This window comes from Campylobacter sp. 2018MI10 (genome assembly GCF_018501175.1).
GTDB lineage: Bacteria > Campylobacterota > Campylobacteria > Campylobacterales > Campylobacteraceae > Campylobacter_E.
The window spans coordinates 1-16,501 of the sequence record NZ_JAHCZD010000026.1; the positions used below are offsets into that span (position 1 = coordinate 1).

The 16,501-nt window shown below is 28.7% G+C and carries 18 protein-coding genes; all 18 read left to right on the plus strand.

All coding sequences use genetic code 11. From position 1 onward, the window contains the following. The first annotated feature begins 9 nt into the window (after positions 1-9). Positions 10-135 (plus strand): cation transporter dimerization domain-containing protein, encoded by a 126-nt coding sequence (locus KJR01_RS10600; protein WP_442862439.1) that lies wholly within the window; start codon positions 10-12, stop codon positions 133-135. Between the two features lie 9 nt (positions 136-144). Further along, positions 145-1,680, plus strand: coding sequence for a nickel ABC transporter substrate-binding protein (nikA, locus tag KJR01_RS09120; RefSeq protein ID WP_214118835.1), 1,536 nt, complete (start codon positions 145-147; stop codon positions 1,678-1,680). A gap of 1 nt (position 1,681) precedes the next feature. Beyond that, the gene (locus tag KJR01_RS09125) at positions 1,682-2,611 is read left to right on the plus strand and encodes an ABC transporter permease subunit (protein ID WP_214118837.1); all 930 of its coding nucleotides are present in this window, start codon (positions 1,682-1,684) and stop codon (positions 2,609-2,611) included. Next, complete coding sequence (nikC, locus tag KJR01_RS09130) at positions 2,604-3,425, plus strand: nickel ABC transporter permease subunit NikC (RefSeq protein WP_214118841.1); 822 nt, start codon at positions 2,604-2,606, stop codon at positions 3,423-3,425. Before KJR01_RS09125 ends, nikC begins: the two co-directional genes overlap by 8 nt. Continuing rightward, on the plus strand, positions 3,418-4,143 hold the full coding sequence (locus KJR01_RS09135; protein WP_214118843.1) for an ABC transporter ATP-binding protein: 726 nt from the start codon (positions 3,418-3,420) through the stop codon (positions 4,141-4,143). The genes nikC and KJR01_RS09135 overlap by 8 nt, the downstream gene beginning before the upstream one ends. Continuing rightward, positions 4,136-4,900, plus strand: a complete 765-nt coding sequence (locus tag KJR01_RS09140; protein ID WP_214118845.1) for an ABC transporter ATP-binding protein — start codon at positions 4,136-4,138, stop codon at positions 4,898-4,900. The genes KJR01_RS09135 and KJR01_RS09140 overlap by 8 nt, the downstream gene beginning before the upstream one ends. Before the next feature lie 142 nt (positions 4,901-5,042). Then, positions 5,043-5,939, plus strand: a complete 897-nt coding sequence (locus tag KJR01_RS09145; RefSeq protein ID WP_214118846.1) for a branched-chain amino acid ABC transporter permease — start codon at positions 5,043-5,045, stop codon at positions 5,937-5,939. Beyond that, complete coding sequence (locus KJR01_RS09150; protein WP_214118847.1) at positions 5,939-6,958, plus strand: branched-chain amino acid ABC transporter permease; 1,020 nt, start codon at positions 5,939-5,941, stop codon at positions 6,956-6,958. Before KJR01_RS09145 ends, KJR01_RS09150 begins: the two co-directional genes overlap by 1 nt. Further along, complete coding sequence (locus KJR01_RS09155) at positions 6,955-7,707, plus strand: ABC transporter ATP-binding protein (protein WP_214118849.1); 753 nt, start codon at positions 6,955-6,957, stop codon at positions 7,705-7,707. The genes KJR01_RS09150 and KJR01_RS09155 overlap by 4 nt, the downstream gene beginning before the upstream one ends. Next, positions 7,707-8,402, plus strand: coding sequence for an ABC transporter ATP-binding protein (locus tag KJR01_RS09160; RefSeq protein WP_214118851.1), 696 nt, complete (start codon positions 7,707-7,709; stop codon positions 8,400-8,402). Before KJR01_RS09155 ends, KJR01_RS09160 begins: the two co-directional genes overlap by 1 nt. 236 nt (positions 8,403-8,638) lie before the next feature. Continuing rightward, complete coding sequence (locus KJR01_RS09165) at positions 8,639-9,973, plus strand: uracil-xanthine permease family protein (RefSeq protein WP_214118853.1); 1,335 nt, start codon at positions 8,639-8,641, stop codon at positions 9,971-9,973. 8 nt (positions 9,974-9,981) lie between these two features. Further along, on the plus strand, positions 9,982-12,279 hold the full coding sequence (xdhA, locus tag KJR01_RS09170; protein WP_214118855.1) for a xanthine dehydrogenase subunit XdhA: 2,298 nt from the start codon (positions 9,982-9,984) through the stop codon (positions 12,277-12,279). Next, complete coding sequence (gene xdhB, locus KJR01_RS09175) at positions 12,267-13,142, plus strand: xanthine dehydrogenase subunit XdhB (protein ID WP_214118857.1); 876 nt, start codon at positions 12,267-12,269, stop codon at positions 13,140-13,142. The genes xdhA and xdhB overlap by 13 nt, the downstream gene beginning before the upstream one ends. Then, positions 13,132-13,593, plus strand: a complete 462-nt coding sequence (locus KJR01_RS09180; RefSeq protein ID WP_214118859.1) for a (2Fe-2S)-binding protein — start codon at positions 13,132-13,134, stop codon at positions 13,591-13,593. Before xdhB ends, KJR01_RS09180 begins: the two co-directional genes overlap by 11 nt. After that, complete coding sequence (yqeC, locus tag KJR01_RS09185) at positions 13,583-14,257, plus strand: selenium cofactor biosynthesis protein YqeC (protein WP_214118861.1); 675 nt, start codon at positions 13,583-13,585, stop codon at positions 14,255-14,257. The genes KJR01_RS09180 and yqeC overlap by 11 nt, the downstream gene beginning before the upstream one ends. Continuing rightward, complete coding sequence (locus tag KJR01_RS09190) at positions 14,254-14,832, plus strand: NTP transferase domain-containing protein (protein WP_214118863.1); 579 nt, start codon at positions 14,254-14,256, stop codon at positions 14,830-14,832. The genes yqeC and KJR01_RS09190 overlap by 4 nt, the downstream gene beginning before the upstream one ends. Next, complete coding sequence (gene yqeB, locus KJR01_RS09195; RefSeq protein WP_214118865.1) at positions 14,810-15,607, plus strand: selenium-dependent molybdenum cofactor biosynthesis protein YqeB; 798 nt, start codon at positions 14,810-14,812, stop codon at positions 15,605-15,607. Before KJR01_RS09190 ends, yqeB begins: the two co-directional genes overlap by 23 nt. After that, positions 15,600-16,385 carry an XdhC family protein gene (locus tag KJR01_RS09200; protein WP_214118867.1) on the plus strand — a complete coding sequence of 262 codons (786 nt, stop codon included), beginning with the start codon at positions 15,600-15,602 and terminating at the stop codon, positions 16,383-16,385. Before yqeB ends, KJR01_RS09200 begins: the two co-directional genes overlap by 8 nt. Positions 16,386-16,501: the final 116 nt, after the last annotated feature.

Genomic DNA, 16,501 nt, shown 5'->3' on the forward strand with positions numbered 1-16,501 from the left:
GATTATCATATACTAACAGCTCATATAATCTTAGATGATTTAAATGAGTTTAAAAGTGTTTTACAAAAGCTTAATGCTTTACTTAAGAATGAGTTTAATATACATCATATTACTATTCAGCCAGAAACAATATAAAGGATTAAAATGAAAAAATTATTTTTTGTATTTATTTTATTAATTAGTTTTTTAAATTCAAGTGAGCTAAAAGTAGCTACTTCTAAAAATGTAGGAGAACTAAATCCACATTTGTATTCTCCAAATGAAATGTTTGCTCAAAATATGGTTTATGAAGGATTTGTCTCATACTCGCAAGATAATCAAATAATACCTAGCCTAGCAACTTCATGGGAGATTAGCGAAGATGGTTTGGTATATACTTTTTATCTTAGAAAAGGAGTTAAGTTTTCTAATGGAGAAGACTTTAATGCAAATGCAGTAAAGCTTAATTTTGATGCAATTTTTGCTAATAAACAAAGGCATATTTCTTTTGCACTTGTAAGGGCTTTTGATTATCTTGAAGTGGTTAATGATTATGAAGTAAAGCTTCATTTAAAACATATTTATGAACCTACTTTAAGAGAACTTAGTCTTATTCGTCCTTTTAGATTTATAGCTCCAAGTGCTATGATTGATAATAATACAAAAGATGGTATAAAAGCACCAATTGGCACAGGTAAATGGAAATTCGTTGATACTAAATTAGGCGTTTATGATAAGTTTGTTAAAAACGAAAATTATTGGGGCGAAAAAGCTAAAATTGATAGTATAGTATGTAAAATAATTCCTGATCCAAGCTCAAAAGTAATAGCTCTAAAAACAAAAGAAATTGATTATATTTATACTGATGGAGAAATTAGCTTAGAAGATTTTATAAACTTGCAAAAAAGCGATTATCAAACGCTAATCTCAAAGCCACTTAGCACTATTTTAATAGCACAAAATACAGCAAAATATCCAACAAATGATATTAATGTAAGAAAGGCTATTAATATGGCTATTAATAAAGATGAAATTAGCAAATATGTTTTCTATGGGACAAGACCAAAGGCTGATTTTTTCTATGATGATAATGTGCCAAATGGTAAAATTGATAGAAGTGCATACGAATATAATCCTAAAAAAGCTAAGCAATTATTACTTGATAATGGTTGGGAATTTAAAAATGGCTTTTTAGAAAAAGATGGCAAAAGATTAGATATAGTGATTTCTTATATAGGCATTAATGCAGAGCAAAAGGCTATATCAGAAGTATTACAAGCGAATTTAAAAGAAATAGGAATTAATCTAATCTTACAAGCTAATGAAAGCACTATATTTTATAAAAGACATAGAAATGGGGAATTTGAATTAATCTTTAATGCTACTTGGGGAGCTCCTTATGAGCCTGAAATTTTTATGGCTTCTATGGTTGCACCAGCTCACGCTGATTATATGGCTCAAATTGGATTAAAGCAAAAACCACTAATTGATGAAAATATAGAAAAATTATCTCAAACAATGAATAAAGATGAAAAATCTAAACTAGCTAAAGAAATACTTACAATCTTACACGATGAAGCGGTATATATTCCTATTGTATATCATACAAATATATGCGTTGCAAGTCCTAAATTAAAAGGAGTTAAAACGAGTATTTTAAAATATGAAATTCCTTTTGATGATATAGAAATTAAGGAGTAGTATGAAAAAATTCATATTAAAAAGAACTTTATATGCCATTATTTGCTTATTTTTAGCATCAATTTTTATTTTTTTATTAATTAGGCTAAATGGAACTGATGCTGTTATGAATTATTTGCAAGTTAGTGGGATAGCACCAACTGATGAAGCGATAGAGCATACAAGAATTATGCTAGGCTTAAATGAGCCAATAATTACTCAATATATAGTTTGGATAAAAAACGCCTTGCAATTAGATTTTGGGACATCTTATTTTACTAATCGTAAAATCGCACCTGATTTGTTTGAATACTTAGGAAATACTTTAAAGCTAACATCATTTGCCTTGCTTATAACTTTTATAATCTCTATTCCTTTTGGGGTGTTTTCTGCAATTTATAAAAATCATTTTTTTGATTATTTTGTAAGAATTTTTTCATTTTTAGGTGTTAGCACTCCTAGTTTTTGGCTTGGTTTATTATTTATTTTATTTTTTTCTGTTGAGCTTAATTTATTACCTCCTTTTGGCATAGGTGGGATTAATCATTTAATAATGCCTGCATTAGCAATATCTTTTATGTCAATTGCCATTAATGCTAGATTTATTAGGATTAATTTTTTACAAGCTTGTAATGAAAGATTTATAGCTTATGCAAAAATGCGTGGCGTAGGAAAGTATAAGATATACTCAAAACATATTTTATTTAATTCTTTACTACCTTTAATAACTGCTTTTGGTATGCATATAGCCGAGCTTTTTGGTGGGGCTTTGGTGATTGAAAATATTTTTGCTTATCCTGGAGTTGGTCGTTATGCTGTAAGTGCTATTTATTATAGTGATTATCCTGTAATTCAAGCTTTTAGTATGATGATGTGTTTTGTGTTTATTTTAATTAATTTAATCACTGATATTTTATATGCGATAATTGACCCAAGGATTAGATATGAGTAAGAAAATTTATGAATATTTCGTGTATTTTTTATGTGCTTTTATAATCTTACTTGCTTTATTTGGTAAATATTATGCACCTTATAGTGCAAATGAGATTAATTTAGCGAATAAATTTGCTAGTAATTCATTATTGCATATTTTTGGGACTGATCATTTAGGGCGAGATATTTTCTCAAGGATTTTAGAAGGTGCTTATATTTCAATTCTAGCTACCTTTTCAACCATTATTATAATAATAGTTTTAGGCGTTAGTGTAGGTTTTATAGCTGGATTTTCAAATAATAAAATTGATAATTTTTTAATGAGAATTTGTGATATATTTTTATGCTTTCCTACTATTGTTTTGGCTTTATTTTTCGTAGGGATTTTAGGAACTGGTTTATTAAATATAATTATAGCCATTGCTTTAACTCACTGGGCTTGGTATGCAAGGATTATTAGAAGCATTGTTTTAAAGTTAAAAAATACTGAATATGTATTAATTAGCAAAACTTGTGGAGCTAGTAATTTTAAGATTTTTAAAAAGCATTTTGCAAAGCCTATTTGTATGCAGCTACTGGTATTAAGCACACTTGATTTGGGGCATATAATGCTGCATATTTCAGGTCTTAGTTTGCTTGGGCTTGGGGTAAAAGCACCACAGGCTGAATGGGGGATAATGATAGCTGAAACAAAAGATTATATTTTAACTCATTATGAGCTTATTTTATATCCTGGAATTGCTATGTTAATTGTAATTATTGCTTTTAATTTATTAGGCGATATTTTAAGAGATAAATTTGAAAATTTAATACAAGTTGAAAGTCATGGATAAAATAATAGTAAAAAATTTAAATATATTTTATAAAGATACAGCCTTAGTAAATAATGTTAGTATGAATATACAAAGTGGAAAAATCACGGCTTTATTAGGGCTTAGTGGAAGTGGAAAAAGCCTAATAGCAACAGCTATTATGGGATATGTAGCAAATAATTTAAAGCTTAGCGGGAGTATTTGTTTAGATGATAATTCAAAGCAAAATATTGCTTGTATTATGCAAAATCCAAGAACAGCTTTTAATCCTTTATTTAGTATCAAAAACTGCTTTTATGAGACTTTAAAGGCAAGGAATTTAAAAATTGATAATGAATATATAAAAGAGATTTTAAATAAAGTTAAATTGAACGAAAGCGTTTTAAATCTTTATCCACACGAATGCAGTGGCGGAATGCTTCAAAGAATTATGATAGCTTTAGCCTTAGTATCTCGTGCGAAATTTATAATAGCTGATGAGCCTACGAGTGATTTGGATTTGATTTCTCAAGCTGCAGTTTTAGATATATTAGAAGAAATATCAAGCAAAATAGGGATATTGTTAATAACTCATGATTTTGGAGTGGTTGCAAGACTTGCTGATTATGTTTATGTTATGGATAATGCAAGGATTGTTGAAGAAGCAACTTGTATTGATATATTTAAAAACCCACAAGCAAATATAACAAAAGAATTAATTAATTCACATTTATCATTATATGGAGTTAGCAATGCTTAAGGTAGAAAATATCTCATATTCATATAAAAACTCAAATTTATTTAGCGATAAATATACTCAAGTTTTAAATGGAGTTAGCTTTAATTTAGATGAGAATAATTCTTTAGGTATTTTAGGAATTAGTGGAAGTGGCAAAAGCACTTTAGCAAAAATCATTGCTAATATTTACAAAGCAAATTCTGGAAATGTGTTTTTAAACAATGTAAAAATACAAGATAATAAAGAGTATAAAAAAATAATTCAAATAGTCTTTCAAGACTCAAGAGCATCTTTTAACCCTGATTTTAGCGTTTATGAAGCCTTGATTGAACCTTTAGAAAATCTTACTAATTTTAGTAAAAGCGAGATTAAAAAAAGAGCTTTAGAATGCTTAGAATTATTAGAATTAAATCAAGACTTATTAGATAAAAAATGCTCAATGTTAAGTGGGGGACAATTACAAAGGCTAAGCATAGCAAGAGCTATTTCAATTAAGCCAAAAATACTTATTTTAGATGAAGCTACAAGTTCATTAGATGTATTAATTCAAGCAAAGATTTTAAAGACTTTAAAAAATCTTCAAAAGGATTTAAGCTATATCGTAATAACTCATGATTTAAGGATTATAAAATTATTTTGTGATGAAGTTTTAGTCCTTGATAAAGGCAAGGTAATTGAGAGCAAAAAAGTAAGCAAAGACTTAGAATTTGAAAGCTTAATGGCTAAAGAATTAAGCAATAGCATATTAAAGCCTTTTCCTAAGGATTTTTATAAATAATATTTAAAAGATTAAATATAATTTTTGTAATTTTGTAAAAAAGTGTTACGAATTTACAAATTCTTATAATTAATCTTAAAAATTATTATGAAATTAAGCTTAGTTTATTAATATTTCTTTTTATTTTCAAAAAAGGTTTTTAATGAGTTCGACGCTACTTATTCAACAGATTTTCAATGGCTTTTCACTAGGCTCAATGTATGCACTAATTGCTATTGGATATACTATGGTTTATGGAGTTTTAAGGCTTATCAATTTTGCTCACGGCGATATTATGATGATAGGCTCGTATGCTTGTTTATTTGCACTTAATTTTTTTGCCTTTCCGTTTATACCTGCTTTTGGTTTTGCTATATTAATTTGTATTGCACTTGGAATTAGCATTGATAAGATTGCTTATAAGCCACTTAGAAATTCTCCTAGAATTTCACTATTAATAACTGCTATTGGAGTTTCGTTTTTCTTAGAAAATCTAATAAATGTATTATTTACAAGCACACCACAACCATTTAATGCACCGAGTATTTTGATAAATCCTATTAATTTATTTGATATTAGAATGTCTTTGCTTGATTTGATAATTCCAACTTTAACTATTATTATTTTAATAGCTGTTTTATTGATTTTGTATAAAAGCAAATATGGAATTGCTATTCGTGCACTTGCTTTTGATATTTCAACCGTTGCTTTAATGGGAATTGATGCTAATAAAATTATAGCTTTTGTATTTGCACTAGGCTCAATGTTAGCTTGTATTGGCGGGATTTTTTGGGCGTGTAAATATCCACAAATTGACCCTAATATGGGAGTTTTAATAGGGCTTAAGGCTTTTGGAGCTGCTGTTTTAGGTGGTATTGGTAGCGTTGGTGGAGCTGTTCTTGGTGGGCTTATAATTGGATTTTGCGAAGTTTTAATAGTAGCTTTTGTGCCTGATTTAGCAGGGTTTAAAGATGGTTTTGCATTTATATTCTTAGTATTTGTTTTATTGTTTAAACCAACAGGAATTATGGGACAAGATTATGAAAGGAGTAGATTTTAATGAAAAATATATTTTCAATAATCATTTTAATCTTAGCAGTTTTAAGCATTTTTGCGGCTCAATATTGCTTGAGTGATTATGCTTTAAGAACTTTTATAAATATTAGTATTTTTATAATCTTGGCAGTATCTTATAATCTAATCAATGGTGTAACAGGGCAATTTAGCCTAGAGCCTAATGGTTTTGTAGCAGTTGGTGCTTATATTACGGCTTTATTATTGCTTGATATTGAAGCTAAGCAAGATCAATTTAGCTTATTAGACCCGCATCCATTTATTTTATCATTTCATACTGATAGCTTTTTTATAGCTTTATTAGCGGGTGGTTTTGGTGCTTTGGTTTTATCTTTAATCTTAAGCTTTGCTGTTTTTCGTGTAAGGGGAGATTATTTAGCTATCGTTACGCTTGGATTTGGGATAATTATTAAATTAATTGCACTTAATTTCGCAGCTTTTACAAACGGAGTGCAAGGGTTAAATGAAATTCCAAAACCAAATAATTTTTTATATATAGTTGGAATTATTACTATTATTAGCGTTGTTTTAATACTTAATATCATTTATTCAAAATACGGCAGAGCAATGAAGGCTGTAAGAGATGATGAAGATGCAGCTTTAGCTATGGGGATTAATACTTTTAGGATTAAGACTTTAGCTTTTGGGACTAGTGCTTTTTTAGAAGGTGTAGCAGGTGGGCTTTTAGCTTGTTATATCACAAGTGTTACGCCTGAACAATTTGACTTTTTATTTACATTTCAATTATTAATTATCATAGTTTTAGGCGGGTTAGGAAGCACTACAGGAGCAATTATTGGAGCTATTTTAGTAATTGGTGGAAGTGAGTGGCTTAGATTTTTAGATGAACCTATGAATATTTTTGGTTATGAGACAAAAGGCTTGCCAGGACTTAGAATGCTTGTGTTTTCTATCATATTAATTTTAGTAATGCTATTTGCAAGGCGTGGGATTTTTGGCGATAAGGAGCTAAGCGATATTATTTTTAAAAGGTTTAAAAAATGATTTTAGAGCTTAAGAATATTGATAAGAATTTTGGTGGAGTAAAGGCTATAAATAATGCAAATCTTAGTGTTAAAAAAGGTGAAGTTTTTGGACTTATTGGGCCTAATGGAGCGGGGAAAACTACTTTATTTAATATAATTTCAGGAGCTTATAAGCCAAGTTCGGGCGAGATTATTTTTGATAATAAAAACATTACAAATCTAAATCAATTAGAAATCACAAAATTAGGCATTGCAAGGACTTTTCAAAATATTAGATTATTTTCATCTATGAGTGTGCTTGAGAATGTTTTAATAGGGCTAAATTGTAGTATTAATTACAATATTTTTGAAGCGTTTTTGCATATTGCAAGATATAAAAAGGCTGAAAAACAAGCAAGAGAAGAAGCGATAAAAATACTAAATACTCTTAAAATCTCTCATTTAGCTAATGCAAAATCAACCGAATTAAGTTATGGAGAGCAAAGAAAATTAGAAATAGCAAGAGCATTAGCACTAAAACCAAAATTATTATTACTTGATGAGCCTGTAGCAGGAATGAATGGGACTGAGAGCAATGAATTAGCAGATATTATAACTACTCTTAAAAAAGAGCTTAGTATAGTGTTGATTGAGCATGATATGAAGTTTGTAAATAGCTTATGTGATAGGGTTTTAGTGCTTGATTATGGTAAGAGTATTTTCTTAGGCTCACCAAAAGAAGCAGTTAATAATAATGAAGTAATTAAAGCATATTTAGGAGATTTTTAATGTTAAAGGTTAAAAACTTAAGCGTTCATTATGGTTTGATTAAAGCTGTTGATGATATTAGTTTTCATATAAACTCAGGAGAAATCGTAAGTATAGTAGGCAGTAACGGAGCAGGTAAAACTAGCACTTTAAATGCGATTTTGAATATTCCTAAGCGTAGTGGGGAGATTAATTTTTTAGGTTATGAAATAGAAAGGCATAAAACTCATACTCTAGTTCAAAAAGGAATTAGCCTTGTGCCAGAAGGAAGAAGAGTTTTTGCAAATCTTAGCATAGAAGATAATCTTAAAATGGGGGCGTTTTATAATGCTGATAATTACGAGCATTTAAAAGAGCAAATGTATAGATTGTTCCCACGCTTAAAGCAAAAGAACAATACCTTAGCAAGGAATTTAAGTGGTGGAGAAGCACAAATGTTAGCAATCTCAAGAGCTTTAATGGGAGAGCCAAAATTACTTATGTTAGATGAGCCAAGTCTAGGACTTGCACCTAAGATTGTAGGAGAAGTTTTTGAGATAATTAAGGTTTTAAAAAATGAAGGAATTACTATTTTATTAGTAGAGCAAAACGCCCAACAAGCATTAAAAATAAGCGATAGGGCTTATGTTTTAGAAAATGGTAAAATCGTTTTAGAAGGCAAAGGAATTGACCTTGCAAACGATGATAATATTCGCAAAAAATATTTAGGAATTTAAATATAAAATCGGAATTAATTTTTCGGTTTTATATTTAAATATGATTTATTTTAGCCTTGTTATAAATTAATATTTATATATGAGATTTTATAATGATTATTTTTTTAGTATAAATATATTTTTATTATTTAACTTAGGAATTTAATTCTACTTATGTTTTAGCATTATCAATAAATATCAAGATGATTTTAAGTAAGATTTTATATAATCACTTTTATCTAAAATGAAAGTGTGTGATGAAAAATAAGAATTTAATTTACCAACTAGAAGGAAAACCCCCGTTTTTTGTAGCACTTCCTTTGGGAATGCAGCATGTTCTTGCTATGTTTACAGGAAATTTAGCCCCCATTTTGATAATTATAGGGGTATTAAATAGCACGAGTATTGTAATATCCACGCAAGAAAGTATCAGTTTAATCCAATCAGCTATGCTAGCTTCTGGCATAGTAACTCTTCTGCAACTTTATCCAATCAAATATAAAAATATCCAAATAGGTGCTAATCTTCCAATAGTTATGGGGACTACATTTGCTTTTGTGCCAACAGCTATAAGTGTTGCAAATACTTATGGTTTTAGTGCAATTTTAGCTTCTTCTCTTATAGGCAGTATAATTACTATATTTATTGGTTTTGCTTACAAATATATTACAAAGATTTTATCTGAATTAGTAATAGGTGTTGTATTAATTGCAATCGGCATTAATTTATTAGATGTAGGTGTTAATTATTGTGCGGGTGGTTTAGCTGCTAAAAAAATGGGAACTTATGGTGATATTATTAATTTATGTTTATCTTTTAGCACTTTTGCAATCATTATTGCTATTCAACGATTTGCAAAGGGTATCTTTAAAGTTTCAGCTATTTTAATAGGTCTTGTTGTGGGATATTTTTTAGCTTATATGGTAGGTAGAGTAGATACTAGTATTATTAGTGAAGCAAGTTGGTTTAGCTTGCCTATTCCAATTATTTTAATTAATGAATTTCATTTTGAACTAGCCCCTATTGTAAGTGCCATTATCGTTTATATAATCACAAGTTTAGAAACTATCGGAAATGTTAATGGAATTACCGTAGCAGCTTTTAATAGGTGTGCTAAAGAAAAAGAAATCAGTGGAGCTATTTTAGCAGATGGTGTTGGTTGTATGGTGGCTAGTTTGTTAAATGCTTTACCTAATACAGCTTATGGTCAAAATGCAGGAATAATAGCAATGACAAAAATTATAAATAAATATTGCATAGCTTTAGGTGCTTTTTTTATTATAGTATCAGCTTTTATTCCTAAATTAGGAGCTGTTTTTAGGACTATTCCAGATAGTGTTTTAGGGGGTGCAGTTATTATGATTTTTGCTATGATTTTGATAAATGGTATTAAGATTGTAGCTTATGCTGGATTTAGCAACAAAAATGTAATGATATTAGGTATTACTTTTGGTCTTGGGTATGGGTTTGGAGTCCATCCTGAAATTACTAGTAATTTGCCAGGTTATATAAGTTGGGTTTTTAAAGATAGCATAGTAGGAGTTTGTGTAATTTCTATGATAGCTTCTTTAATTTTTGCAAAAGATAAATAAGGGTGAGTATGAAAGAAGAATTTAAAACGATAGGTAAAAGTGAAACAAGATGGGATGCTTACGCTAAAGTTACAGGTAAGGCAATTTATACTGCTGATATTCCTACTAAGAAAAAGTTTTATGCAAGAATAGTAAGATCTAGCATAGCACATGGATATGTTAAAAGTTTTGATTTTAGCGAAGCTTTAAAGGTTGATGGGGTTATTAAAATTTTAACTTATAAAGATATGCCAAAAACTAAGTTTGCAACCGCAGGTCATCCGTTTGGATTAGACCCAAAGACTAGAGATAGGTATGATAGAACCATTTTAACAGAGCATGTTAGATTGTTTGGAGATGAAATAGCAGCTGTTATTGCAACCACTGATTTAGCTGCAAAAATTGCTGTAAGTAAGGTAAAGGTTGAATATGATGAGCTTCCTTTTTATCTAACCCCACAAGAAGCAATGCAAGAAGGAGCTGCGAAAATTCATGAGGATTTAGATAGCAATATAATGGCTCATACTATTAGTAAAGTTGGAGATGTAGAATCGGCTTTAGCTAATAGCGATTATGTTTTTAGTGATACATTTAAAGTTCCTTTACAACAACATTGCCATATGGAAAATCAGATTGCTTATGCTTATAAAGACCAAGATAATCGTTATGTGGTAGTAAGTTCAACTCAAATTCCACATATTTTAAGAAGAATTTTAGGCGAAGTTTTTGAAAAACATTGGAGTTATTTTAGAGTAATAAAACCTTTTGTTGGTGGTGGTTTTGGTAATAAACAAGAAGTAACAATAGAGCCACTTTGCGTTGCTTTATCTATGGCTATGGGTGGAGAAATTGTTCAAATTGCACTTGATAGAGAAGAAAGTATCGCATATACAAGAACAAGACACGAAATGGAATATAAAGCAAAAATGGGTATTAGTAAAGATGGCTTTATAAATGCTTTAGATATAGAAGTATTATCAAATAAAGGAGCTTACGCATCTCATACTCATTCGGTTGGTATTAAAGGTGGTGGAGTTTTATTATCTTTATATAATATTCCTAACTTTAGATATGACATTAAAACCGTTCATACAAATATAGCAACAGCTGGGGCTATGAGAGGATATGGAGTTCCACAGGTTATGTTTTTTATAGAAAGTTTTATGGAAAATGTAGCTAGAAAAATGGGTTTTGATTCTATTAGTTTTAGAGAAAAAAATATAGTAGGAAATGATGTTTTAAATCCACTAAATCAAGTTATTCAAAAATCAGCTAAATTAAAAGAATGTATTGAGGTTGCTAAAGAGAAATTTAATTACTATGAAAAACAAAAAGCCTGTAAAGAATTTAAACACCCTTATAAAAAGCGTGGAGTAGGGCTTGCAACTTTTACTTATACAACAGGTGTTTATCCAAAGGGCCTAGAAATAGCAGCAGCTAGAGTAATATTAAATCAAGATGCACATATTAAATTAATGCTAGGTTCAACTGAAATCGGACAAGGTTCTGATACGGTTTTAGCTCAAATGGCAGCAGAAGTTTTAAGTATTCCTTATGATTGGGTTATAGTTGATGCAAATACTGATACAGATACGGCTCCATTTGATACAGGAGCTTATGCTTCAAGACAAAGCTATGTAACAGGGCTTGCAGTAAAAGAAGCTGCTTTAAAATTAAAAACAAAAATATTAAAAGCAGCAGCGAGATTAAAAGATGTTGATTTTGCAAATCTTGATTTAGAAAATGCAAATATTGTTTTTAAGAATAAAGAAGTTTTAATGAGTTTGGCTGATTTTGCTTTACACACTACTTATGATTGGCAAAAGGCTAAAAGTTTATCGGCATTTGCAAGTGTAAATTGCCATACAAATTCTTATAGTTATGGTATTACTATGGCTATGGTTGAAGTTGATATGAATACAGGAAAAATAGAGATATTAGATATTTTAAATGTTCATGATGCTGGTAAGGTATTAAATCCACTTTTAGCAAGCTCTCAAGTAGAAGGTGGAATGGGAATGGCAATTCCTTATGCTTTATTAGAAGAATTAAAATATGACAAAAAAACAGGTAAGATTTTAAATAATAATCTTTTAGATTATAAAGTTCCAACTGCACTTGATGTTCCTGATTTAGATGTTAGTTTTGTTGATAATTATGACCCTTATGGTCCATTTGGTAATAAGTCTTTAGGTGAACCTCCTATGTGTTCTCCTGCACCTGCTATTAGAAATGCAGTGCTTGATGCTACAAATATAGAGTTTAATCAAATTCCAATAACACCAGAAAGATTTTTTCAAGCTAAGGATAAAGAATGTATTATTTAAGTAATTACACGGAAGCAAAAAGCGTTAATGAAGCTAGTAGGCTATTAAAAACTATAGATGATTCGGTATTAATTGCAGGCGGAACTGATATTTTAATTAAACTTAGAAGTTTGGATAAAAAATATGCAAATAAGCATTTAATAGGAATTAATACTTTAAAAGAATTAAAAACCATAACAATTGATGATGAGTTTATTCATATAGGCGCATTATGCACTTTTGATGATATAGAAAATAATGAAATTATAAAAAATAATTTAACAAATCTAAAACAAGCAGCTGCTCTAGTTGGTGGCCCGCAAATTAGAAATATGGCTACAATAGGTGGAAATATTTGCAATGGTGCAACTTCTGCTGATAGTGCTTCAAGTCTTTTTACTCTTGATGCGATTTTAGTTATTTACAACGAAGACACACGCAAAGAAATTGCTATAAATGATTTTTATATTAGTTCTGGTGTTGTTAAATTAGAAAAAGGAGATATTTTAACAAGTATTAAAATTCCTAAAAAATCTTTTAATGGTTATGTTAGTAAATATATAAAATTTGCTCAAAGAAATGCTATGGATATAGCTACAATTGGAGTTAGTGTTATGTTAAAAACTAATAATGATGAGATAATTGATTTAAAATTAGCTTATGGAGTTGCTGCTCCTACTCCTATTAGAGCTAAAGAAAGTGAAAAATTAGCAAAAGGTTTAAAATTAACTAAGGAAAATATTGAAAAAATTGCTAATAATATTTTAAATGAAACAAAGGCAAGAGATTCTTGGAGAGCTTCTAAAGATTTTAGAAATAATCTTTTAACAACGCTTACAAAAAGAGCTATTTATGAATTAATAGGAAAAAATTATGAAAATTAAAACTTATATAAATGATAAATTTTATGAATTACACATTGACCCTAGAATGTCATTGCTTGAATTAATAAGAAATGTATTGCAACTAAGTGGAACTAAAGAAGGCTGTAGTGTTGGTGAATGTGGAGCTTGTGCTGTTTTAGTTGATGGTAAAAATGTAAATAGCTGTATTTATTTAGCAGCTTGGGCTGATGGTAAAAAAATAACTACTATAGAAGGTTTAACCCCTTTTGATGGCTTAAGTCTTTTACAAGAAAATTTTGTAAAAAATGGGGCTGTTCAGTGTGGATTTTGCACTCCTGGGTTTATTATTTCATCAACTGCTTTGCTTAGTAAAAATAAAATGCCTACTAAGTTTGAAATAAGGCGAGGTGTGTCTGGTAATCTATGTCGTTGCACAGGATATAAAAAAATCTTTCAAGCCATAGAAGATACTGCAAATAATGCTAAATGAAGCTTTAGATATTAAATATAAAGACAAAATTGCGATTATAGGCTCTGGTGGGAAGACCACTTTTGCTTATAATCTAGCTAAACAAAATCAAGATAAAATCACAATTCTTACAACAAGTACAAAAATGTATGAAGTAAAAGATATAAATTTTAATAATCTATATAATCAAACAAGTATTATAAATCTTAAAAAAGGCGTTAATTTATGTGGAAAAATTATTGACAATAAAGTAAATGCTTTAGATGATTTTAGTGATTTTTATAAAAATTGTGATTTGTTTATATATGAAGCTGATGGAGCTAAGGAATTGCCTTATAAAGTTTGGAAAAATAATGAGCCTGTTATTTTAGAAAATACCAATAAAATAATAGGAATTATTCCACTTCATTTATTAAATTATCAATTAAATGAGAATTTCATTCATAGGTTTGATGATTTTTTGAAAGTATTTGAAGTGAGTAAAAATGATATTTTAAGTATTGATTTAATAGAAAAAATTTGTTTAAAAATGTTTGAAAATATTAGTTTAAATTCTGATAATTTTATTTTTTTTAATAGATGCGATGATTTAAAAGTATTAAATGAACTTGCAAAAAGATTAAAAAATTTTAGATTATTAGCTGGTTTTTTAAAAGAAGAAAAATATATAAGGCTTAATTTTTGAAAGGAATTTGTATTATTTTAGCAGCTGGATATTCAAGAAGGCTTGGTTTAAATAAATCATTTTTAAAATATAAAAATACTTATTTTATTGATTTGATTATTCAAAAAACTTTAGAGCTTAATATGGATATTAAAATAGTTGCTAATGAGAATAATTACGAGTATTTAAAGACAAATTATAAAGATTTTAATGTGGTTTTAAATGCTTTTAATAAGGGTCAAAATACAAGTATAAAAATAGCTTTAAACAATGTTTTAGATTATGATTACGCAATATTTTTACCGATTGATCAAATATTTTTAAAAACTAATTCAATAAAAACTATCATTTCAAAATATAAAGAAAATTATATTGTTGTTCCTAGATTTAATAATATTAATTCCTTGCCTACTATTTTTGATAAAAAATATTTTAAAGAATTGTGCGAATTAGATAATGATAGCGGTGGAAGAGTGCTAATTCAAAAATATAAAGATAAAGTAATTTTTGTTGATTTATATGATGAATTAGAAGGAAAAGATATAGATACTAAAGAAGATTTAAGGTTGATTGATGAGCGAATTTGTAATTATTAGAGGAGCGGGTGATATTGCTAGTGGTATTGCTGCTAGGCTTTTTAGAGCAGGTTTTAAGATACTTTTATTAGAATGTTTAAAACCAAGTTCAATTAGAACAAAAGTTTGTTTTTCTCAAGCAGTTTACGATAAAACTTGTGAAATAGAAGGTATAAAAGCGAAGTTAGTTAATAAAGATGAGATTTTAGATTGTAAAGATTTTATTCCTATTATAATTGATGAGAATTTAGATATTTTAAATTATATAAAACCAAGGGCTTTAATTGATTCAATTTTAGCTAAAAGGAATTTAGGAACAAATATTAATATGGCTCCTGTTGTGATTGCTATTGGACCTGGGTTTTGTGCAGGAATTGACGCTCACGCTGTAATTGAGAGTAATCGCGGCCATAATTTAGGCAAGGTTATTTTAAGTGGTTTTACTGAAGAAAATACAGGAATTCCTGCTGAAGTAAAAGGAATTGGAGCAAAAAGAGTAATATATGCAAACGATAATGGAATATTTAGAGCGAGTGCTAAGATAGGGGATATGGTAAAAGAAAAAGAAATTATTGCATATATTGATAATACACCTGTTAAAGCTAGTATAAGTGGGCTTTTAAGAGGTATTATTGATGATAATTTTGAAGTAGTAAAGGGTCTTAAAATTGCAGATATTGACCCAAGAATTAGTGAATATGAAAATTGCTTTAGTATTTCAGATAAGGCTAGGAGCATAGGTGGTGGGGTTCTTGAAGCTTTGATGTATTTTGAAAATAGGAATAAAAATGGATGAATTGATAATAAAAGAAATGTATAAAAGATGTGAGAAAAATGAAAAAATTGCCTTAATAACTCTTACCAAATCAAGTGGCAGCACTCCTAGAAATGCAGGTTCTATGATGGCTTTATTTAGCGATGGCACAAGCATTGGAAGTATAGGTGGTGGTAAATTAGAATTTGAAGTTTTAAAAGAAGCTAAAGAATGTTTAGAAAATAATAAAAGTAAAATTTTTAATCACGAATTAACACCGAATGGAGATTTAAAAATGCAGTGCGGCGGGCTTGCGAGTGGTTATATAAAAATTATTAATCAAAAAGCAAAATTAATAATATGTGGAGCAGGACATATTGGTAAAGAAATACTATTTTTATCAAAATATTTAGGTTTTTATTCAATTTTAATTGATGATAGGCAAGATTATTTGCAAGGTTTAGCAAATGAAGAATATTTCAGCAATTATGAAGATTTGAGTTTTTTAGATATTGATGATAATACTTATGTAATTATTGTTACAAAATCTCATTTAGATGATTATAAATGCTTAAAAAATGTAATAGATAAAAATGCAAAATATGTTGGTGTTATTGGAAGTAAAACTAAACATAAATTCATTAAAGATGAGCTGATTAAAGATAATTTTAGTGCCGAATTATTTAATAAAATTTATGCTCCTATAGGTTTAGATATTGCAAATCAGGAGCCAAGAGAAATTGCGTTTAGTATTTTAAGTGAGGTTTTGCTTATCAAAAATCAAGGCAAATTAGCACATAAAAAAAATTTTAATCCCTAAATTCCAAAAATATTTTTATGTTTAAGTGTTTTTTAAGTTTAATAACATATAATTCAAGCTTTTTATTTGCTTCTAGCAAATCGTTATTTTAAATAGTTTTATTGTTAATTTTAAAT